This is a genomic window from Youngiibacter fragilis 232.1 (genome assembly GCF_000495435.3).
Lineage (GTDB): Bacteria > Bacillota > Clostridia > Clostridiales > Clostridiaceae > Youngiibacter > Youngiibacter fragilis.
Genome location: NZ_AXUN02000233.1, coordinates 24,752 through 46,013, shown reverse-complemented (window position 1 = coordinate 46,013; position 21,262 = coordinate 24,752). Strand labels below are relative to the sequence as shown.

At 47.9% G+C, this 21,262-nt stretch carries 19 protein-coding genes; 14 read left to right on the top strand and 5 right to left on the bottom strand.

All coding sequences use genetic code 11. From position 1 onward, the window contains the following. Nucleotides 1-336: 336 nt before the first annotated feature. Nucleotides 337-1,719, bottom strand: a complete 1,383-nt coding sequence (locus T472_RS18750; RefSeq protein WP_023386098.1) for an L-cystine transporter — start codon at nt 1,717-1,719, stop codon at nt 337-339. A gap of 540 nt (nt 1,720-2,259) precedes the next feature. On the opposite strand from T472_RS18750, the gene T472_RS18745 reads away from it, so the two are divergent. From T472_RS18745 to T472_RS18735, 3 genes are all read left to right on the top strand, one after another. Next, nucleotides 2,260-2,922: a hypothetical protein gene (locus T472_RS18745; RefSeq protein WP_023386100.1), complete on the top strand. Its 663-nt coding sequence runs from the start codon at nt 2,260-2,262 to the stop codon at nt 2,920-2,922. A gap of 129 nt (nt 2,923-3,051) precedes the next feature. Beyond that, nucleotides 3,052-3,738, top strand: coding sequence for a response regulator transcription factor (locus tag T472_RS18740; RefSeq protein WP_023386102.1), 687 nt, complete (start codon nt 3,052-3,054; stop codon nt 3,736-3,738). Next, a complete protein-coding gene (locus T472_RS18735) occupies nt 3,735-5,099 on the top strand; it encodes a sensor histidine kinase (protein WP_023386105.1) in 1,365 nt (454 codons plus the stop codon). The genes T472_RS18740 and T472_RS18735 overlap by 4 nt, the downstream gene beginning before the upstream one ends. A gap of 284 nt (nt 5,100-5,383) precedes the next feature. Here the strand turns inward: T472_RS18735 and T472_RS18730 are convergent, their stop codons facing one another. After that, a complete protein-coding gene (locus tag T472_RS18730) occupies nt 5,384-6,106 on the bottom strand; it encodes a pseudouridine synthase (RefSeq protein ID WP_023386107.1) in 723 nt (240 codons plus the stop codon). A gap of 158 nt (nt 6,107-6,264) precedes the next feature. Between T472_RS18730 and T472_RS18725 the strand changes: the two genes are divergently transcribed. Next, nucleotides 6,265-6,495 carry a glutaredoxin family protein gene (locus tag T472_RS18725; RefSeq protein WP_023386109.1) on the top strand — a complete coding sequence of 77 codons (231 nt, stop codon included), beginning with the start codon at nt 6,265-6,267 and terminating at the stop codon, nt 6,493-6,495. A gap of 51 nt (nt 6,496-6,546) precedes the next feature. On the opposite strand, the gene T472_RS18720 is transcribed toward T472_RS18725, so the two are convergent. Then, on the bottom strand, nt 6,547-7,551 hold the full coding sequence (locus T472_RS18720) for a hypothetical protein (RefSeq protein WP_023386111.1): 1,005 nt from the start codon (nt 7,549-7,551) through the stop codon (nt 6,547-6,549). Nucleotides 7,552-7,756: 205 nt separating this feature from the next. Here T472_RS18720 and T472_RS18715 point away from each other — a divergent pair, with 205 nt between their 5' ends. From T472_RS18715 to T472_RS18695, 5 genes are all read left to right on the top strand, one after another. Further along, nucleotides 7,757-8,518, top strand: a complete 762-nt coding sequence (locus tag T472_RS18715; protein ID WP_023386113.1) for an alpha/beta hydrolase — start codon at nt 7,757-7,759, stop codon at nt 8,516-8,518. Between the two features lie 205 nt (nt 8,519-8,723). After that, entirely contained in the window at nt 8,724-9,362 is a 639-nt protein-coding gene (locus T472_RS18710) for a redox-sensing transcriptional repressor Rex (protein ID WP_023386116.1), read from the top strand. A gap of 282 nt (nt 9,363-9,644) precedes the next feature. Beyond that, nucleotides 9,645-10,547, top strand: coding sequence for a sulfide/dihydroorotate dehydrogenase-like FAD/NAD-binding protein (locus tag T472_RS18705; RefSeq protein WP_023386118.1), 903 nt, complete (start codon nt 9,645-9,647; stop codon nt 10,545-10,547). Next, nucleotides 10,534-11,925: an NADPH-dependent glutamate synthase gene (gene gltA / locus T472_RS18700; RefSeq protein ID WP_023386120.1), complete on the top strand. Its 1,392-nt coding sequence runs from the start codon at nt 10,534-10,536 to the stop codon at nt 11,923-11,925. The genes T472_RS18705 and gltA overlap by 14 nt, the downstream gene beginning before the upstream one ends. 2 nt (nt 11,926-11,927) lie before the next feature. After that, nucleotides 11,928-12,869, top strand: a complete 942-nt coding sequence (locus T472_RS18695) for a DNA-3-methyladenine glycosylase family protein (RefSeq protein WP_023386122.1) — start codon at nt 11,928-11,930, stop codon at nt 12,867-12,869. 143 nt (nt 12,870-13,012) lie between these two features. Here T472_RS18695 and T472_RS18690 read toward each other — a convergent pair whose 3' ends face one another. After that, nucleotides 13,013-13,675 (bottom strand): TIGR01906 family membrane protein, encoded by a 663-nt coding sequence (locus T472_RS18690; protein WP_023386125.1) that lies wholly within the window; start codon nt 13,673-13,675, stop codon nt 13,013-13,015. A 301-nt stretch (nt 13,676-13,976) separates the two neighbouring features. Here T472_RS18690 and T472_RS18685 point away from each other — a divergent pair, with 301 nt between their 5' ends. The 5 genes from T472_RS18685 (at nt 13,977) to groL (ending at nt 19,286) form a co-directional block, all read left to right on the top strand. Next, nucleotides 13,977-15,359 (top strand): MATE family efflux transporter, encoded by a 1,383-nt coding sequence (locus T472_RS18685; protein WP_023386128.1) that lies wholly within the window; start codon nt 13,977-13,979, stop codon nt 15,357-15,359. 15 nt (nt 15,360-15,374) lie between these two features. Then, on the top strand, nt 15,375-16,280 hold the full coding sequence (locus T472_RS18680; RefSeq protein WP_023386130.1) for a LysR family transcriptional regulator: 906 nt from the start codon (nt 15,375-15,377) through the stop codon (nt 16,278-16,280). A gap of 77 nt (nt 16,281-16,357) precedes the next feature. Beyond that, on the top strand, nt 16,358-17,158 hold the full coding sequence (locus T472_RS18675; RefSeq protein WP_023386132.1) for an MBL fold metallo-hydrolase: 801 nt from the start codon (nt 16,358-16,360) through the stop codon (nt 17,156-17,158). A gap of 219 nt (nt 17,159-17,377) precedes the next feature. Further along, a complete protein-coding gene (groES, locus tag T472_RS18670) occupies nt 17,378-17,659 on the top strand; it encodes a co-chaperone GroES (RefSeq protein WP_023386135.1) in 282 nt (93 codons plus the stop codon). Between the two features lie 10 nt (nt 17,660-17,669). Next, entirely contained in the window at nt 17,670-19,286 is a 1,617-nt protein-coding gene (groL, locus tag T472_RS18665) for a chaperonin GroEL (RefSeq protein ID WP_023386137.1), read from the top strand. 155 nt (nt 19,287-19,441) lie between these two features. On the opposite strand, the gene T472_RS18660 is transcribed toward groL, so the two are convergent. Further along, entirely contained in the window at nt 19,442-20,797 is a 1,356-nt protein-coding gene (locus T472_RS18660) for an ATP-binding protein (RefSeq protein WP_023386139.1), read from the bottom strand. Between the last annotated feature and the right edge of the window lie 465 nt (nt 20,798-21,262).

Here is a 21,262-nt window from a genome sequence, read left to right as displayed (position 1 = left end):
CCCCAGGTACGTATAACATTTGGAAATGCAAAGCTATTATTCAAGTACTTGATGATATTTATTACTTTGTATGTGTTATTCTTCAAACTATTGATTGTTTTTTGACTTTGCTTGCTAACTCACGACTGAAGTCACGAGTTTGCGCAAGCTATTTCATCAAGTACCAGTTCAAAACTTGCTATCTATGCCTGGATACTTTTGGGCTGAATCTATCTGTATACGCATCTTCGATTGTTATGCTCAGTTTGCAAAACATATTTCAGTCAGAACCTGGTAAATAAATTACAGTTATAAAAGAGCTGCCGCCACCAAAGAGGTGAGGGACAGCTCCTTTTGCTATGCGGTTAATTCTTCCTGGTCGCTGCTGTTATATACACTAAGGTCAAGTTCTCCAAGCCGCCTTGCTGTGACCACACCTGCAAGCATGGAATCTGAAACGTTGAGTGCAGTCCTTGCCATGTCTATGAGCGGCTCAATAGCAATCAGGAGTCCCACCAGGGCAACAGGCAGTCCCATCGAGGAGAGGACTGTGAGGGCTGCAAATGTTGCTCCGCCGCCTACTCCGGCTATACCGAAGGAGCTTATGGCAGTAATGACTATGAGCTTCACCATGAAGGCTGCATCAATGGGAATACCGGTGCCTACCGCTATCATCACTGCTAGCATGGCAGGGTATATCCCAGCGCAACCGTTCTGGCCTATGCTGGTACCAAGTGAGGCCGAAAGGTTTGCTATTCCCTGGGATACACCAAGCTTTCCAACCTGTGTCTCCACATTGAGGGGAAGCGTGCCTGAGCTTGACCTTGATGAGAAGGCGAAGGACAGGGGACCTGATGACTTCCTGAGGAATGTAAGGGGGTTGAGTCCGTTTAACGAGATTATCGCAAGGTGTACCAGGAACATTACGGCTATTGCTGCGTATGAGGCGAGAACGAACTGCAGTAGCCTTGCTATCTCAGTGAAGTTTGAGGTTGCGACGAACCTCGTGATGAGGGCGAATATTCCATAGGGAGCCAGTCTAAGTACCATTGTCACCATCTTCATGACGATGTCATTAAGCATAGACAGGAAAGCTGTGAAGTTCTCAGCGACCTCGGGCTTCTTCCTTCTAAGGGATACTGTGGCGATTCCAAGGAATGCCGAGAAGAATACCACCGATAGGGTAGCTGAGCTTCCCTGACCAGTCATTGCGTAGAAGATGTTCCTCGGGATGATCTCAGTTATCTGGTCGGCAATGGGCTTTGCCTGGAAATCCGCAAGCGCCTTTACCAGGGCTTCACTCCTCGCTGCTTCAGCCTGTCCTGATATCAGCGTGCTTGAGTCAAGTCCGAAGATGAGCGCTGCCGCTATGCCGATGGCTGCTGATATTGCAGTGGTAATGAGAAGCACAGCGATGACTGAGCCTGCGCTCTTCTTGAGGCTGTTTGAGTCCTGTTTCACGATGGCGGTTGTTATCGCAACGAATACGAGTGGGATCACGATCATTGCAAGAAGCCTTACATAGCCGTTTCCTGCTATACCAAGAACGGTCATAGTCTCCTTGACTATATCAGAGTTGCTTCCGAAGATGTACTGAAGTGCAGCACCTGAAACGAGACCTGCACCAAGTGCTGTCATGGTCCTTGCTGTGAATGAAAAGTGCCTTTTCTGCATTGAATATAGTCCGTAGAGTATTGCGGAAAGTACAAGGATATTTACGATGATATATATTGTGTTCATTTCTTCCTCCTTAATTTGAAATCCCGGGCAGTTTCACCATGCCGGGAGTCCTTTTATTTCCGGCCGAAAAATAAAAAGACTCCCGCCTCATACAGAGGCGAAAGTCAAGCTTCCACGGTTCCACTCTGTTTAAGGAAAATCACAAGGATCCTCCCAAACTCATTATCGGTACAAACATACCTCAATGCTGTAACGGGCATACCCGCTGGAGTCTACTAGTCTTCGATCCAGTACTCAGAGATGCATTTCATTCCTGCTACGTATGGGATCCCTCTCAGCCATGGGGTTCCTTCTCTGTAGACATCGCCTGGAACTACTCTTCTCGTCAATGTAATCCGATTATTCTGCTCGGGATTAAATACAATTGTTACTATAAGGCAGAGTTGGAATGTTGTCAACACCTTTTGGAAAACCGGATTTCCAGTTACCACAATTATGCCACAGTCTTCACTGAGGTTTAGGGGTATTATTGAATCAGAGAAATGGTATATTTTCTACAAGGGAAGCAGATAGCTTCAGAAATGAAAGGGAGAGATGATGATGAACAAGAAAGTGATCGCAGCTGCAATGGCGGCGGTAATAGGAATCGGAGCAATGGCATTCTTCGGATCGAAGGCACTTGCGGCTGAAACTGAGACGGAGGTTCCACAGCAGAACCAGTACTACAACAGAGGCGGATCGTTTGGCGGCGGAATGTTCGGGAGAGGCAGCAGGAATACCGGGGCCCGCGGCATGATGGGTGGACAGGCTGGTAACTACCAGGACCTGACCGATGCACAGATAGCAGACCTTCAGAAGATCAGGGAAGAGATGATCGACCTGAGGGACGAGTTCTATGATGAGACACAGGAAGTAAGGGATGCTCTTAAAGGAGCGCTTGAAGAAGCGGACAAGGCAAAGATACTTGCAGCATATCCTGCATACAAGACACAGAAGGAAGCTAACATCAAGGAGATGGAGACCCTCAGGGACAAGATGCACGAGATACTTGGAGTAACTGATGTGACACCAAGAGGACAGGTTTTCCTTGATGAGGCCGATGACCTCATAGAAGAGCTCAAGAAGACTGATGACCAGACTGAGATCAAGAGCATAGCTGATGAAATCCTCGGACTCTTCGGCAGAGGCGGCGGCAGGGGCGGCAGTGGCGGCTTCAGGGGAGCTGGCTGCGGATTCTACAACGCACCTGACAGCGACAGCTAGAAACAAATAGCATGACAGTACCTCTGGTAAACAGAGGTATTTTCATATCCATATATTTTCCATATCCAGGATGAAATATGATGGATAATGGTTTAGAATCAAGTAAAGACAGTATTTTTGGAGGTTGAGATGGGAAGACTCATATATGCCGCAGATGACGAAGAGAATATCAGGAAGCTCATACAGTCGTTCCTTGAGAAGGAGGGCTATGAGGTTTTAACCTTCGGTGACGGGGAAGCCCTGCTTTCAGCCTTCAGGGAGAAGCCTTCGGACCTTGTGGTGCTTGACATCATGATGCCGGGAAGGGATGGCTTCGCAATTACTCAGGAGATAAGGAGCATCAGCAGGGTGCCTATAATAATACTTACGGCCAAGACCTCGGATGCAGATTTCATAGCGGGAATAACTCTCGGAAGCGATGACTACATGACCAAGCCCTTCAGTCCAATGGCGCTTGTAATGAAGATCAGGGCAATGTTCAGAAGGGTTGAGCTTGACAGAGAAGACCAGGGAGCTCAGCAGTCAGTCTTCCTCGACATCGTAATAGAGAACCAGAAGAAAGAGGTTAAGGTAAAGGGCAGGACAGTTGACCTCGCCCCCAATGAATACAGCCTTCTGAAGTACCTTGTCGACAACCAGCACAGGGCGGTTTCAAGGGATGAGCTTCTTGACAAGGTGTGGGGCTACGCTACCGCAGTCGAGACAAGGGTAACAGACGATACCATGAAGAGGCTCAGGAAGAAGATTTCAGACAGCGATGCCCAGATCGAGACAGTCTGGGGCTTCGGCTTCAGGCTCAGAAAGAGGGATTCATGATGACTAAAAGAGGCATCAGGACAAAGATACTCGTATATTTTTCAGCAGCCATGGCGCTTGTGCTGATCATGGTCGCAGTGGCTTTCGGGCTTGCGGGAAGGCAGTATTCTGTCAACGAGGCCAAAAGGCAGCTTGAAGATGCTTATGAGACTGTGACCTCAAGAAGCGGTATGGGAATGGGACGTGGCATGAGGTCCATGGAATACTCCATGATCATAAGGCAGGGCAACGTCCTGTCTGATGTGGACGCGATAATAGTTGACAAGGACCTCGCCATAGTGCAGGAGAATTCTCTCACAGACAGGTCAGCAAGGATTGTGGCTGAGGCGGCAAAGGACAGCAAGGTATCGCTCGGCGTGAGCTCTACGGTAAGGGTAGCAACCTCTGACGGGGCTTATTTCGTTAAGTCCGCAAAGCTTTCAGAAACGGTTGACGAGTACCTGCTGATGTACATAAGCTTAGCAAAGTTCCAGGGCATCACCGACCGCTTCCAGGGGATACTCAGGCTTGTCATACTGTTTGCACTGGCTATTACTGTAGTGTTCGTACTCTTCCTTTCAAATGGCATAGTTGAACCCATATACAAGCTTCAGGGGCTCTCAAGGAGGATAGGGAACGGGGACTTCACCCATGAGGACTTCAACTTCACGGAGAAGGAGCTTGCCGACCTGAACATGAGCCTCAATGAGGCTTCAGCCAAGCTCTCGGACTACAACGAAGCACAGAAGACCTTCTTCCAGAACGTCTCGCATGAGCTCAAGACCCCTCTGACATCCATCGAGGGTTATGCTGAAGGGATCAAGTACGGGGTGTTCACTCCCGAGGAAGCAAGTGATGTAATAGTTGCAGAAAGCGAGAAGCTCAACAGGCTTGTGGAGGATATACTCTTCCTCTCCAAGATGGAGTCAAGGGGAGAGGGGCACCAGGAAAAGACCAGGAGCCTCCTTGATGACATGGTAATGGAATCCATAGAGAGGACAGCCACGTTCTTCAGGAAAAGCGGCAGGGAGCTTTCAATAACAGTGATGGAAAAGGGAATGAAGGCTGATGTTGTTGCCGAGGAGATACTGAGGGCACTGGACAACATCCTTAACAATGCAGCGAAGTATTCGAATTCAAAGGTTCAGGTGTCTCTGACAAAAGAAGGGGACTTCGGGGCGATAAGGATCACTGATGATGGCGACGGGATTTCCGAAAAGGACCTTCCGCACATATTCGAAAGGTTCTACAAGGGCAGGTCAGGAAGCCATGGCATAGGCCTGTCAATCGCTTCCACGGCAGTCGAGAAGCATGGAGGAAGCATAATGGCAGGGAATACAGGAAGCGGTGCGGTTTTCACGGTGAGGCTGCCACTGGCTTAGATAAGGTGAAGGCCTGGAGATTCTCCAGGCCTTCATTTTGCTGTGGGGATAAACTTCAGTTAATCCCCAGGATTTGCCCACACTTGCAACAGGTTTTCCACAGATGCTGCACCGGTTTTTGTTGATATCTGTGGATAAACCGGTATTCTGAGACATCGATGGAATGAGTCGCTTTGGTAATCAAACTGATTTCCAGAGGATAGAAACAGCATCTCCACAAGTTATCCACAGGTGATTGTGCACAATGTTGAAAACTGAACAGACGTACTATCGGACTTGAATCATTACGGGGTATAGGTCTTTTCCGAATCCTTGAGCAGTGATTCCAACCCATTTAGCTCCAGGGGTGAAAGGTTCCTCCACTTGCCGGTCTCGAGGGATCCGAGGGTAATGTTCATTATCCTTATCCTTTTGAGGGAAACGACCCTGTAGCCAAGGTATTCGGTCATCCTTCTTATCTGCCTGTTGAGACCCTGGGTGAGTATTATCCTGAAGGTATCCTTGTATATCCTTTCAACATGGCATTCCCTTGTGACCGTATCGAGGATCGGGACACCCTTTGACATCTTCCTTAGGAAAGCATCGTCATAGGGTCTGTCAACCTTCACTATATATTCCTTCTCATGGTTGTTCCTTGCCCTCAGGATCTTGTTCACTATGTCCCCGTCATTTGTCATGAGGATGAGGCCTTCTGAATCCTTGTCAAGCCTTCCTACAGGGAATATCCTTTCCTTGTGTTTCACGAAGTCCACGATGTTGTCCCTTGTCCTCCTGTCTGTAGTGCATTCTATCCCTCTGGGCTTGTTCAGGGCGATGTAGACCATGGGGGGCTTTTTTGACACGGTTTTACCATCCACCGTGATTTCATCCTCAGGTGTCACCTTCATGCCCATGAGTGCAGGACTTCCGTTGACCTTCACCCTTCCTGCATCTATGAGGGAATCTGCCTCCCTGCGGGAGCAGAAGCCCGTATCTGATATTGCCTTGTTGAGTCTTTTTTGTTCCATTCGATCACCATCTATAAATATTTTATACAATTTAATTTATTAAAATTTAATCTTTGTTCATTAGACAAATTTCATTACATAGTATACAATCATTTTAGGTGGAATGCACAATTATTTTGGCGCTTTGAATGTCGCCTGTATAAAATGGAGGGAAAAAGATGGAGAAGAAGGTTGTAATATATACTTCGCAGACATGCCCATACTGTGATCTTGCAAAGGAGTACTTCAACGAGCACGGGATAGCGTACGAGGAGAAGAGCACTACAAAGCCTGAATTCAGGAAGGAGCTCATAGCACTTGGAGTAAGAAGCGTACCGACGATCTTTGTTGACGACAAGTACATGGTTGGTTTTGAGGAAGGCGCATTCGAGGAGCTCTACAAGGGCTAAAACTGCATCTGAAAATGACAAGGACTGTCTTATTGAAAGGCAGTCCTTATATTATTTTGTCGGTTTCAGCTCAATGCTCATGAGGTTTCCCAGGTTGTTTATCTTGTACTTCAGCTGGTAGCTCACGATCCGGTCATGGGTCCTTCCTGAAGTGAAGAAGTCTGAGGGGAGGGCTTTACCGGATATGAGGATGGTTATCTCATCGCCCTCTCTGATGTATTCCCTGATGTATGCCTGCTCGATCATCTCCCCGATGGCGGTATCGATATCCTTCCTGTCGAAGATAGCACCTTCGAGCATTGTTGTTCCCCTTGAATTCTCAGCCCTTGAAGAGATCATCGTCCCGAGCTCGTTGAACTGAAGCTGGACAAGGCCTCGGGCTGATATCCTGACAGTAGTTGCAATGGTCTTTGACATGTTGTATGAGATCAGGAGGAAAAAAGCAAGGAGCACAGTTAGGATAACAAGGGGGATCCTTAGGTGGTTCCTTGTGTTTGCAATCCTGCCTGTTGTAATTTCACCGATTCCGGAATCAGATCCGGTTATTGCCAGGAACTCACCCTGGCTGGTCATTATCATTGTCTTGTCCTTATGCTTCTTCAGGGCAATCCCTGTGAATATCCTCTTGTCCTTCTGGAAGCTGTCTCCCTGTCCTCTTTCAGCGAACTGGAGATACCTCGTCACCAGAGGGTATTTTCCGCTGCAGAAAAGGAGGACATAGGCGGTGAGATATTTCTCATGCTTCTGCAGGAAGAATACAGGCTCCTCAACGATCTTTGAGATCCTCTTGAAGGGCAGCCTGCGAGTTGAAAGAAAGCTGCTTACAAGCGTCTCTTCCGTCGATATTATCAGCGCAATGTTAAGAAGAAGATTACGTGTCCTCTCGTCAGGAACCTCCTGGGAGAGCTTCATGAGACTTAGCTTGTGCTGGATGAATTCCCTCTTCATGAGGGATATCTGCCGCTCCCTGCTCTCTATCTCGCTCTTGTGATAGACCTCCATGGCAGGTCGCTTAAGGAATATATATCTGTCTTTTTCAAGTATCCTGCCTTTCATGGATCACCTCAGTGTCGTCTTTGATGGTGAAGTCTAAGTGATGCACTATGGCATACCCTGCAGACTTAAGTAGATTTTATCACAATTTGCTGCAATATTGGCGCGATGTGAAAAACATAATCAATTTTTAAGTTGAGCACTTCGTCAGGTTAGTGAGGTATAATGGAAAGGGTCTATAGAAAGCGAAGGGAGATTCATATTTGACATGGAAAAGGTATCAAAGAGAAAAAGAAGAAGCAAGGCCACTATAGCCACGCTGAAGGTCATATTCGTTCTTGCCGTATTCGGAGCGGTAGGAGGCTACATATGGTCATCTGACTACTACAGGGCTTCTGTGACGGCTCTTGAGGCGCTTGAATCAGGAGAAGTGAATGAAAGAGGCGATATAGTTTTTGATGTTGAAGGCACGGATAAGGGTGTGATAATATATCCTGGCGGAAAGGTGGACGAGAAAGCCTATGCGCTTCTTGCGAAGAGCATATCAGAGCAGGGCTATGACGCATATGTCGCAAAGATGCCTCTTCGGCTTGCAATCCTTGGGATTGGAAGGGCGGAAAGGATCATGGAGGAGAACACAGAGGTCAACGAATGGGTAATGGTAGGCCATTCACTTGGCGGTGTTGCAGCTTCTCGCTTCATAGTGAAGGATCCTCACGGCATAAAGGGGCTTGTGCTGCTTGGCTCATACCCTGATGACAAGACAGACCTTGCTTCAGCTGGTATCAAGGTTCACTCGCTTATCGGAACGGAGGACAGGATAGTGGACCGCGCAGCTCTTGGCGCTGCTGACAAAAGGCTCGGGAAAGACTTTGTCAAGGTAGATGTTCAAGGCGGCAACCACAGCTACTTCGCGAACTATGGTGTCCAGGATGGTGACGGCGAAGCCGCAATCGGGTATGGGATTCAGCAAAGCCTTGTCCTGAAGGCTGTTTCAGACATATTCGCATCTGAACCGTCAGGGGAATGACAATAAGTCGTCGACTTTGTGAAAACTGGTTGATGTTTTGTTAAAAAAGATAGTTAAAAAATAACAATGTACCGTTAAAAGTGTTCGATAATTGGATTTTTTGCATTTATTTTAAATCCAAGAATTTCTTTGATAAAAATGTCCACAAGTATGCAGATAATATGGTATTATATCGTTAATAAATTATCTAACATAGGGGTGTAAGATGGACAAAAAGAGAGACATATCCATGGCGGTCATAAAGAGATTGCCGAAATATTACAGACATCTGGCTGAACTTCTCAGGAACGACGTTGACAGGATTTCATCAAAGGAGCTAAGCGACAAGATAGGATTCACCGCATCACAGATAAGGCAGGACTTCAACTGCTTCGGTGGATTCGGACAGCAGGGCTACGGATACAATGTGAAGGAGCTCTACAACGAGATAGGGAAGATCCTTGGTACCGACAAGGAGTACAACACCATAATAGTCGGTGCAGGAAACATAGGCCAGGCAATTGCAAACTACTCGAGATTCGAGAAGGTTGGCTTCAACCTTAAGGGTATCTTCGATACCAACCCTAAGCTCATAGGAGTAAGGATAAAGGACATTGAGATCGAGGATGTTGACAACATCGACGCATTCCTCTCCAAGAACTCTGTGGACATCGGAATAATCTGTGTTCCAGCGAACACAGCGCAGAAGATAGCTGACCTGTTCGTTTCGAACGGTATAAAGGGAATCTGGAACTTCGCTCCGGTTGACCTTGACGTACCTGAGGACGTATCGGTTGAGAACGTACATCTCCTTGAGAGCATGCTGACCCTTGTTTATCTCATGAACGAGCAGAAGGCAAAATAAATATTGAACCAATGGGCAGGCTGGAATTGTGCGATTCCTCCTGTCCTTTTTCATTCTCCATGAGGAATTTGAATTTCAAAAGCCTCCCGTTGTGAAGGAACCCTTATGGATATTAAGTTATGAATGACAACGATTAAGGATGAAAATCGGCAAAACTGTAGTCAAAACGCTAAAAAAGTCGTAAAATTTATTGGTAACGGGTATGCTTTGCATAATATCTCAAATCATGTGCAAAGCAACGGGTATGGTAGAATAAAGTATCAAGGGATAAGGGGTAGTGTGATGTATCTTATAACAAAAAAGGAAGAGCTTACTGAAAACATCTATTGGATGGATGTCTGCGCACCAAGGGTAGCCAAGTCAGCCAAGCCGGGACAGTTCCTGATCGTCAAGGCCGGGGAGAAGGGTGAGAGGATTCCTCTTACCATATGCGACTATGACAAGGAACAGGGAACCGTGTCAATAGTGTTCCAGACGCTTGGAGATTCGACGAAGAAGATAGCCGCCCTCAATGAAGGTGAATACCTGCATGATTTCGTGGGACCGCTTGGAAACCCGTCGGAGCTTGTGTTTGAGGATCCGGAGGAGCTGAGGAAGAAGAAGATATTGTTCGTGGCAGGAGGAGTAGGCACCGCGCCTGTATATCCTCAGATAAAGTTCCTGCATGACCTGGGGGTTGACGTTGATGTGGTGCTCGGAACTAAGAGCAAGACGACACTGATCCTTGAGGACAAGATGAAGGGTGCCTGCACAAACCTTTATGTGTGCACCGATGACGGAAGCTACGGCTTCAAGGGCATGGTGACTGACAGGGTGAAGGCGCTTGTAGAGAATGAAGGGAAGACCTATGACCTGTGCGTGGCCATAGGACCGATGATAATGATGAAGTTCGTGTCAAAGCTCACAAAGGAGCTCGGGATACATACCATAGTCTCCCTGAACCCTATAATGGTTGACGGAACTGGCATGTGCGGTGCATGCAGGGTTACCATCGATGGAAAGGTAAAGTTCGCATGCGTGGACGGACCTGAGTTCGACGGTCACCTCATAGACTTTGATGAAGCCATGAGACGACAGGCGATGTACAAGACAGTTGAAGGCAAGAAGGCCATTCTTCAAGAGAACAAGGAAAGGGAGCACAAGGAAAAGTGTGATTATACGGAGGCTTTGAATGAGACTAAATAAGGTACCGGTAAGGGAACAGGATCCTGAGGTAAGGAAAAGGAATTTCAGTGAAGTAAGCTTCGGCTACAATATGGAAGAGGCGATGTCGGAGGCGGAGAGATGCCTTAACTGCAAGAAGCCGAAATGCGTGCCCGCATGCCCCGTTGCAATTGACATACCCGGATTCATCAGGGAGCTCAAGGACGGTAATGTAGGTGAGGCTGCAAAGGTGATCGCAAGGTCAAGCTGCCTTCCTGCTGTATGCGGAAGGGTATGCCCCCAGGAAGAGCAGTGCGAGGGCAGCTGCATAGTTGGCCTCAGAGGGGAAGCAGTGAACATCGGCAAGCTCGAGAGGTTCGTGGCTGACTGGTCAAGGCAGAACAATATAGAGTTCACAGAGAAGCAGCCGGCAAACGGCATGAAGGTTGCTGTCATAGGAAGCGGCCCTGCAGGTCTTTCCTGCGCAGGGGACCTTGCGAAGATGGGCTATGACGTTACCATATTCGAAGCGCTCCATGAGCCGGGAGGAGTCCTTGTATATGGAATCCCTGAGTTCAGGCTTCCGAAGGAAGCAGTCGTAAGGGAGGAGATCAACCTCCTTAAGAAGCTTGGAGTGAAGCTTGAGACAAACGTCATAATCGGAAGGACGGTTACAATTGAGGAGCTGTTCAGGGATGAGGATTTCAAGGCTGTGTTCGTAGGCTCGGGAGCAGGCCTTCCGAAGTTCATGGGAATACCCGGTGAGAACTCCAATGGAGTCATGTCAGCCAATGAGTACCTTACAAGGGCGAACCTCATGAAGGCATTCAGGAACGACTATGACACGCCTATTACCATGGGCAGGAAGGTCGCCGTGGTAGGCGCAGGAAACGTGGCAATGGACGCAGCAAGGACCGCTGTGAGGCTCGGAGCTGAAGCATACATAGTATACAGGAGATCCGAGAAGGAGATCCCGGCAAGGATAGAGGAAGTCCACCATGCCAAGGAGGAGGGTGTCATATTCAACCTTCTTGTCAATCCGGTTGCGATACTTGCAGACGAGAAAGGCTGGGTAAAGGGACTGAGATGCGTAAGGATGGAGCTTGGGGAGCCTGACGAGTCAGGCAGAAGAAGGCCTGTTGAGATGAAGGGCTCGGAATTCGATATCGAGTGCGACAGCGTGATCATGAGCCTTGGAACAAGCCCGAACCCGCTCATAGCTTCAACAACTGAAGGGATAAGCACCAACAGGCATGGCTGCATACTCATTGACGAAGCATCAGGCGAGTCTTCAAGGGAAGGCATATTTGCAGGCGGCGACGCCGTTACAGGCTCAGCTACGGTAATCCTCGCGATGAGCGCAGGAAGAAAGGCTGCAGCAGGAATAGACAAGTACATCAAAGGGAAGTACATGAGGTAACAATGGACTACGATCATCTGGAGCCCACTGACGGCGGGCTTAAGCTCATAGGGGTCAGGAATTTCAAGCCGAAGCACATTTTCGAATGCGGACAGTGCTTCAGGTGGGATATGGTCAATGAGGGCAGATACCTTGGCATAGTCAGGGGAAAGGTCCTCGAGGTAAGCGAGGAAGACACAGGGATATTCCTTCACAATGTGAATGAGGAGGATTTCAGGACTGTCTTCGAGGACTACTTCGACCTGAAGAGGGAATACGGACCGATTAAGGAAGAGCTTTCGAAGGATCCTCTCCTGAAGGAATCGGTTGAATTCGGTCACGGGATAAGGATACTCAACCAGGAGCCCTTCGAGACCCTGATATCCTTCATAATCTCAGCGAACAACGGAATACCGAGGATAAAGGCTGCGGTCGCGAAGATCGCGGAGAAGTGGGGAACGCCAATTTCCTACAACGGAAGAACCTACCATGCCTTCCCGAGCCCTCTGCAGCTGTCAAAGGCTTCAGAAGCGGACCTTAGAGGAATCGGCATAGGCTTCAGGGCAAAGTATGTCGCAAGGACAGTCAGGGCTGTATACGAGGCTGAGTGCATTGAAAGGGAATCCCTCACAAGGAAGCTTACTGACGATGAAGCCCTTAGCCTTGAGCAAAGCCTGGACAGGATAGCGTCTCTGCCACACAAGCTATGCCATGACGCGCTGCAGTGCTTCGAGGGCGTAGGACCAAAGGTTGCGGACTGCATAATGCTCTTTTCAATGGGCAAGCAGGAAGCATTCCCGGTGGACGTATGGGTTAAGAAAGCCATGAGCTTCTTCTACAAGGCCCCTGAAATGTCCCTCCCTATGACCAGGGAATTCGGCCAGGACAAGTTTGGAAGATTGTCTGGCTTCGCCCAGCAGTATCTTTTCTACAATGCGAGGGAGAACAAGGTGAAGGTCGAGTAGTGCGTTGCCTGGAAAAGCGGCTAAAAGTCGTTAGGATCAGCACAAAGCGAATATGATATGGGACAAATACAAAGGAGCATCCGGTTTCGGATGCTCCTTTGTATTTCCTGACTTATTCTTTAAGTCATTTCCAGCTTATAGGGTCACTTCAGCATATAGTTCCTCGGGTCATAGCTTATGCTATCGTCTTTTCCCTTCCTGAAGCCAATTGCAAGCTGTATGACAGCAAGGATCAGTATAAGGCCGATTATGAGGAACGCCTCCTGCATGAAGAACCATTCAGGCAGTATGTTGATTATCGGGTCGACTGCAGGGTCGAAGAGCCAGAAGTCATTGGAGAAAGCAAGTTCATGGAATACCACGAAGGCTGTGGAGAAGTCAAGAATGAAGGGTATTGCCAGTGTGAAGGGTATCAGCACCGTCAGAAGCCCCGACCATCTCATGTACCGGAGGTCTCTCTTTCTCATGAAGCCAATGAAAAAAGCTGTTGAGATAAGGAAAGAGATTGCCATGGCCCAGAATACCTTGGTGAATATCAGCTTCACTTCATAGAAGTGGAATTCACCGCTGTCTGACATAGGGATCCCCTCGAGGACAAGCTTGTCAGGACCGAGTGGGCTCTGGTAGTCAATGAGTATGTCGTAGTTGTTCCTGATGGTCTCTTCGGTGTACTTCGGATTTTCAGCCGCTATCTTCGGTATCTGGAGATAGTAGGCCGGCCTGAAGTTAAGGACAGCGACCACAGAGAAGGAGACTATGAAAATTGAAAGCGTAAGTGCCGCTATGGCAGCAGTAAATCTCTTCATCAAGCACCTCAAAAGCCGGCGAGGTTTACCCTGCCCGCTGTATTATTTCTTCCAACGATATTATATCAGAAAAGTGTCAACAATATGAAGAAAATGGGTCATCGATATATTTACATGTAAAATGAGGCTGTATTCGGTGGAATCTGGAGAGGCCTGTGTAAGTCACAGAGGGTTAAAGGTTTCCGGGCAGCTTTTCATTCTACATTATCATGCTTAAAAAGCATCATAAATCATATAATATAGGTATTTTATTATTTTTCTTGATTCTGTTAGGATGATTTCAGGACAAGGAGGATGAAAAATGGACCTGATATCCAAGATTATCGAACCAAAAACGCAAATAGAAGATAACAGAAAGCTGTTTTCGAATAATTATCTGAAGCACCTCATACTCCCGCTTTTCGTTGAACAGCTGCTGGTAATGTCAGTAGGGATAGCGGACACACTCATGGTAAGCTATGCGGGAGAATCGGCGGTTTCGGGAGTGTCCCTAGTCAACATGTTCTATACCATATTCATCTACATATTCACTGCCATTGCTTCCGGCGGGGCGGTTGTAGTAAGCCATTACGTGGGGAGCAGGGACAGGGAAAAGGGAAGCCAGGCAGCCAGCCAGATGGTCACCCTCGCAATGCTTGCTTCTGCAGTTTCAACCATACTCGTGCTTCTTTTCAACAGGCAGATACTCGGTCTTCTCTTCGGAAGCGTGGATAGTGCCGTAATGGAAGCAAGCATCATCTACCTGAGGATATCCGCATATTCGTTCATTGCGCTGGCTCTATACAACGCAGGCGCTGCGCTGTTTCGGAGCATGGGGATGACGAGGGTGACGATGTACATATCACTTCTCATGAACATAATAAATGTAGCAGGCAATGCGATCGGCATATTCGTGCTTAAGGCAGGAGTTGCCGGTGTTGCCTGGCCCTCGTTCATATCAAGGGTATTTGCGGCCGTGGTGGTCATCACCCTTTGCTTTTCGAAGGACAATCAGGTGGTGCTCAGCCTCAGGCATATCTTCAGCTGGAGCAGGGACATGGTAAGGAGGATACTCGGTATTGCGGTACCAAACAGCATAGAAAGCGGATTGTTCCAGCTGGCGAAGGTTGCGCTCTCAAGCATCACGGCATTGTTCGGGACAAGCCAGATCGCTGCAAACGGGGTCGCACAGAGCTTCTGGTCGCTCTCAGCACTTGTGGGAGTCGCAATGGCACCCGCATTCATAACCGTCGTAGGGCAGAGCATGGGTGCGAAGGATCCGGGAGCCGCGGAATACTACATGACTAAACTTCTGAAGATTACCTTCCTTTCGTCTGTCCTCTGGAATGGAGCCATACTCCTCGCAACACCAGTCATGCTGACACTATACGACCTGCCGGCATCGACAAAGAGTCTTGTGTTCATCCTTGTGCTCATCCACAACATCTTCAACTCAGCGGCATTCCCTGTGGCAGCGCCGTTCGCAAACGGACTGAGAGCGGCAGGTGATGTCAGATACACGATGTACGTGTCTCTGTTCACGACTGTAGTTGTCAGAGTGGTGCTGTCTGTCATCCTGGGCATCTGGCTAAACCTCGGAGTAACAGGAATCGCTCTCGCCATGGCCGGGGACTGGTGCATAAGGGCTCTTCTGATGTACCATAGGTATAGAGGCGGAAAATGGAAATCATTCACTCTGATCTGAGAAGGAAGGTGCTTCATGGATATACGTGTCCTCAAATATTTTCTGGCAGTGGCAAATGAGGGAAACATAACGAAAGCGGCCGAGGTGCTGCACATAACTCAGCCGACCCTCAGCAGGCAGCTCATGGAGCTTGAGGAGGAGCTTGGTACAGCGCTCTTTGTAAGAGGAAAAAGGCAGGTTTCGCTGACTGACAGCGGGATACTTTTCCAGCAAAGGGTGAAGGAAATCATCTCACTGTTAGGAAAGGCTGAGAGGGAGATCTCAGAAGAAAACCAGCTAGTGGGAGGAGTCATTTCAGTAGGCTGCGTTGAATCTGCGGCATCGATGATATTACCTGAGGCCATGTCGGAATTCTCCGGCAAGTATCCCATGGTAAGGTATGAATTGTATACTGCAAATGGAGATGATTTGAGGGACAAGCTTGATTCTTGCGCGATTGACATAGGGATACTTGTTGAGCCTGTAGAGACTTCAAAATATGACTTCATGAGGCTGAAGGTTACAGACAGGTGGGGCCTCCTCGTGAGAAGCGATGATAGACTGGCAGCGAAGGAATCCATTGATGTCTCTGACCTCATTGACCTTCCTCTTATAGTGCCGCGGCGAACAATTGTCAAGGAAGAGATAGCAGACTGGCTTGGAACAGGCACAGGGCAGCTGAATATAGTCGCATCGGTGAATCTGCTCACAAACGCTCTATTGCTGGCTGAAAGGAAGCTTGGCTACATTGTAACCATAGAAGGGGCCTATCAGATCAGACCGACGGATGGATTAAGGTTCATACCATTCTCACCGGAAAAGATATCCGGACATGTTGTGGCATGGAGGAAGAACCGCATCTTCACTAAGGCAACAAGGCTGTTCGTTGAACAGCTGAGGGACCTGTCAGGTGAAGAGCAGTCTGGCGGCATGGCGGAGTGATGAAATGCACATGACTTAAGAGCGTATCTTTCACAGTATCAGGATGTATCGCATAAGCTCAGAAAGGAGTAGGATAAATGGAGAAAAGGCAGGCGAAGGCTCCGGCAACTGTAATAATTGACCAGGATGCCTTTGGCAGGATAAACCACACTGAAGTACGATGGCTTGGAAATTCCGGCGCATTGATAAACAGCAGGGGCACTACCCTGATGATAGACCCTCTGCTTAAGGGCTTCGACATGCCGCTTCTGATCGGGATGCCGATAGCGACTGATGAGATTCCAGGACTCGATGCAGTGCTTATAACACACAGCGACAATGACCATTTCAGCAGGGTTACCTGCAGTGAGATCGCGCCTGTTGTAAAGGAGTTCCATGGACCGCATTATGTGGCGTCCCTGATGAAGGCGATGTCAATTGACGGGAAGGGTCATGACATACATGAGTCCTTCGAGGTGGGGAACGTGAAGGTTACGCTTACCCCTGCGGACCATGCATGGCAGAACGAATACCCCAAGCACAAGACAAGGGAATTCATGATGGAGGACTACTGCGGCTTCTGGCTTGATACACCGGATGGCAGCATATGGGCTGTTGGAGATTCAAGGCTCATGGAGGAGCAGCTGAACATGCCATCCCCCGACGTGATGCTGTTTGATTTCTCTGACAGCGCATGGCACATCGGCTTTGAAGGTGCGGTAAGGCTTGCTGACGCATACCCTGACTCAAAGCTTATCCTCTGGCACTGGGGCAGCGTTGATGCGCCAAACATGAAGGAATTCAACGGAGACCCGGCAGACCTTGCGGCAAGGATCAAAAATCCCGGGAGGATCATAATCCTTGCTCCCGGTGAAGCGTACAGGATGGAAAAACCTTAATTGGGACCACAAGGCAAGAACAGGGGATGGAGCAGTGCTTTGATTCAGTATTTGAATCAGAGGACAGCTACGTTCCCTGTTCATTTTCATATGGAGAATTAATCAGAAATTAATGCAAGACCCTTGAAATTTGGCATGGGTGAATTATAATAAAAAGGTAAGTATTAGCACTCGGTCAAAGTGAGTGCTAACAAATAAACTTCTGGAGGTATGTGGAACATGATAAAACCATTAGCAGACAGGGTAGTCATCAAGAGGCTTGAAGCTGAGGAGACTACAAAATCAGGTATAGTCCTTACAGGTTCAGCGAAGGAAAAGCCTCAGGAGGCTGTTGTAGTAGCTGTAGGCCCTGGTGGCTATGTCGACGGAAACAAGGTTGATATGGAAGTCAAGGTGGGAGACAAGGTCCTGTTTTCAAAGTATGCAGGGACTGAAGTCAAGCATCAGGGCGAAGAAGTTATAATAGTAAGGCAGAGCGATATTCTGGCGATAGTGGAGTAGGAGGAATAAAATGGCGAAGAAGATAGTACTTGGAGAAGAAGCGAGGAGATCCATGCAGAAAGGCGTGGACATACTGGCAAATACCGTTAAGGTGACACTCGGGCCTAAGGGCAGGAACGTAATCCTTGAGAAGAAGTTCGGTGCACCACTCATAACCAATGATGGTGTGACTATAGCAAGGGAGATCGAGCTGGAGGACGGGTTCGAGAACATGGGAGCCCAGCTTGTAAAGGAAGTTGCTACAAAGACAAATGACATAGCAGGAGACGGAACGACAACAGCTACCGTGCTTGCACAGTCGATAATCAAGGAAGGTCTCAAGAACGTGACTGCTGGAGCAAATCCGATGCTCATAAGACAGGGCATCAAGATGGCTGTGGATAAGGCAGTCGAGGAGATAAGGAACCAGTCAATTGCCATAAGAGGCAAAGAAGACATAGCAAGGGTTGCCGCAGTATCCGCATCTGACGAGGAAATCGGAATACTCATATCCGATGCAATGGAAAGAGTCGGAGCTGAAGGCGTAATAACAGTAGAAGAGTCAAGGTCAATGGTCACTGAGCTTGAAGTTGTTGAAGGAATGCAGTTCGACAGGGGCTACGTATCAGCATACATGGCAACTGACACTGAGAAGATGGAAGCAGTACTTGACGACCCATACATACTCATAACAGACAAGAAGATATCAAACATCCAGGAGATACTTCCTGTGCTTGAGCAGATCGTACAGCAGGGCAAGAAGCTCCTTATCATCGCGGAGGATATCGAGGGAGAGGCCATAGCTACCCTTGTTGTCAACAAGCTGAGAGGAACATTCATCTGTGTCGGCGTAAAGGCTCCTGGCTTCGGCGACAGAAGGAAGGAAATGCTTCAGGACATCGCCATCCTTACCGGCGGTAAGGTGATTTCCGAGGAGCTCGGAAGAGAGCTCAAGGAAGCTACCATAGACATGCTTGGAAGAGCCGAGAGCGTAAGGGTAAGCAAGGACAACACTGTACTTGTCAACGGACACGGGGACAAGAACGAGATCCACAACAGGATAGCCCAGATCAAGAGCCAGCATGAGGAGTCAACCTCAGACTTCGACAGGGAGAAGCTGCAGGAAAGGCTTGCAAAGCTTGCAGGCGGAGTAGCGGTTATCAAGGTTGGAGCCGCAACTGAGACAGAGCTCAAGGAAAAGAAGCTCAGGCTCGAGGACGCACTTTCAGCTACCAAGGCGGCTGTTGAGGAAGGAATCGTAGCAGGAGGCGGAACAGCCTATGCCAACGTAATTCCAAAGCTTGCAGGCCTCACCCACGAGAACCATGAGATCAAGGTCGGTATCGACATAATCAGAAGGGCTCTTGAGGAGCCTCTAAGGCAGATTGTCACTAACGCAGGCCTTGAAGGCAGCGTGGTAATTGAGAAGGTAATGCACAGCGAGCCTGGAATAGGATTCAACGTACTCACTGAGAAGTATGTAGACATGATCCAGGAAGGTATCGTTGACCCTACCAAGGTAACAAGGTCAGCACTCCAGAACGCCGCATCAGTAGCTGCTACATTCCTCACAACAGAGGGTGCGGTAGTGGACATCAAGGAGCCAACACCTCCGATGCCAGCACCTGGAATGGACGGAATGTACTAAGCCATATTATTTAATAAACGACAAAGGGATGCGCGAGCATCCCTTTTCATTTTTGCAAAAAAATTCAAAATAGCTTTTAACCTGAACAGATGCTATTTCTGCTGATTGTGGGCAGGATTTCCTGAGCTGCATCGATCCTTAAGAGACACGCCAAACTAAAATTCAGAGCTTCCCTTGCCGAGCTGCTCCAGTGCAATTCCAATAAGCTTGTCTGCATGGTCTGCCAGAAATAGCGGAATATTGAGCATATCGTCATCCAATTTAAGGTTATCCAGCGAAAAGCGCACACGCAGTTTGACTTTGTCGCCGAACAATTCCTTGAACTTTTTCAGGCTCCTGCTTGTAGTATTGGTTTCGGCCTTGACTTCCACAGGGATGATGTCATTTTCCCGCTGTATCAAAAAGTCAACTTCATATGGTGGATTAATTTGTGCCCAATATCGTGGAGTAGCCTCAAACTGTTTTGTCAAAGCCTGAAGCACGTAATTTTCAGAAAGAGCACCCTTGAACTCAGTGAACAGCCGATTGCCCTCATTGAAGGCAGTAGGTGCAAGCAGGGACAGTCTTCTGAGAAGTCCCACATCGGCAAGGTAGACCTTGAATGCTGAGAGATCATCGTAAGCTGAAATAGGAAGGCCTGGAGCACTGCGCCTGAAAACCTTGTGCACAAGTCCTGCTTCCACAAGCCACTGCAGGGCGTCTTCATACTCCCTGGCACGAGCACCTTCCCTGATAACCCTATAAAGGAATTTCTTATTTTCTCTGGAAAGCTGGGATGGTACTGATTTCCAGAGCATGGAGATTTTAGGGAACTGAGTAACGTCCGGATGCTTGCCGAAGTCACGCTCATATGCACCTATTATGCCTGACAGCGCTCCCTGGATTGCATCCACATCGCGGGCTTCCGTCCACATAAGGACTGATTCAGGCATACCACCGGTAACGTAGTACATCTTAAGCTTTTCGTAAAGCGGATTGAAGAATGCGTCGGGTATGGGTTCAATCATATTTATTGTATCCAAATAACGGGCAAGGTTCTCATTGCCGTTGGCAAGAAGGAACTCGGTAAAGGTCATCGGATCAATTTGCAGGAAATTGACTTTACCAACCGGGAATGAGGAGGGCTTTGCAAGTGCGATGCCTAGCAGGGAACCTGCACAGGCAATATGATATTGTGGTGCGTTCTCCTGGAAGTATTTCATTGAGTTTATCACATTGGGACAGTCCTGAACTTCATCGAAAACTATCAGGGTCTTTTCGGGAATGATCTTCTGTGAACTTGCCAACATCAGGTTTTGAAGTATTCGGTCAACATCCTTTGTGGTTTCGAAGAATTGCCTGTATTCCATGTTCTCATCGAAGTTGAAGTACGCAACATTGTCATAATATTGCCTTCCAAATTCTTTCAGTATCCAGGTCTTGCCTACCTGCCTGATACCTTTTACGATCAGAGGCTTTCTGTAAGGGGATTCCTTCCATTTTGTAAGTTCTTTTATGATAAGGCGTTCCAAAAGCATCATCTCCCAAACTTTAATTGGCATTAATGTAATGTAGTCACACCTTCATTATAACACGTGTTCTAATAGAAACTTTCCGAATCACATAATTATATGGAATTATGTGACTCCAGTCACATAATTATTAATTATTATGTGTATGATGCGGTTTTTGTACTCAAAGGACAGCTCTTAACTCAAAACGACCCTTTTTTAATGCTCCTTATTTGCAACGCTCGGCCTATCGCTTCATCTATCGTTGCATTTTGAAGCGATAATGCACCTATCGCTTTCCATCGATGTGGAACTATGGAAATCCAACCTCAGATACGAATGTTTTTGCCATGCAGTCTGAATAATTTTAATGCCATATTCCAGTCCTTCTGCATCAATTCCTATTCAAAGAGGATAGAAATAAACAAGGGGAAATTTGATGTGAACTCCTGATTAATATGTTTGTTCCTGGTTATTCCTCAGCAT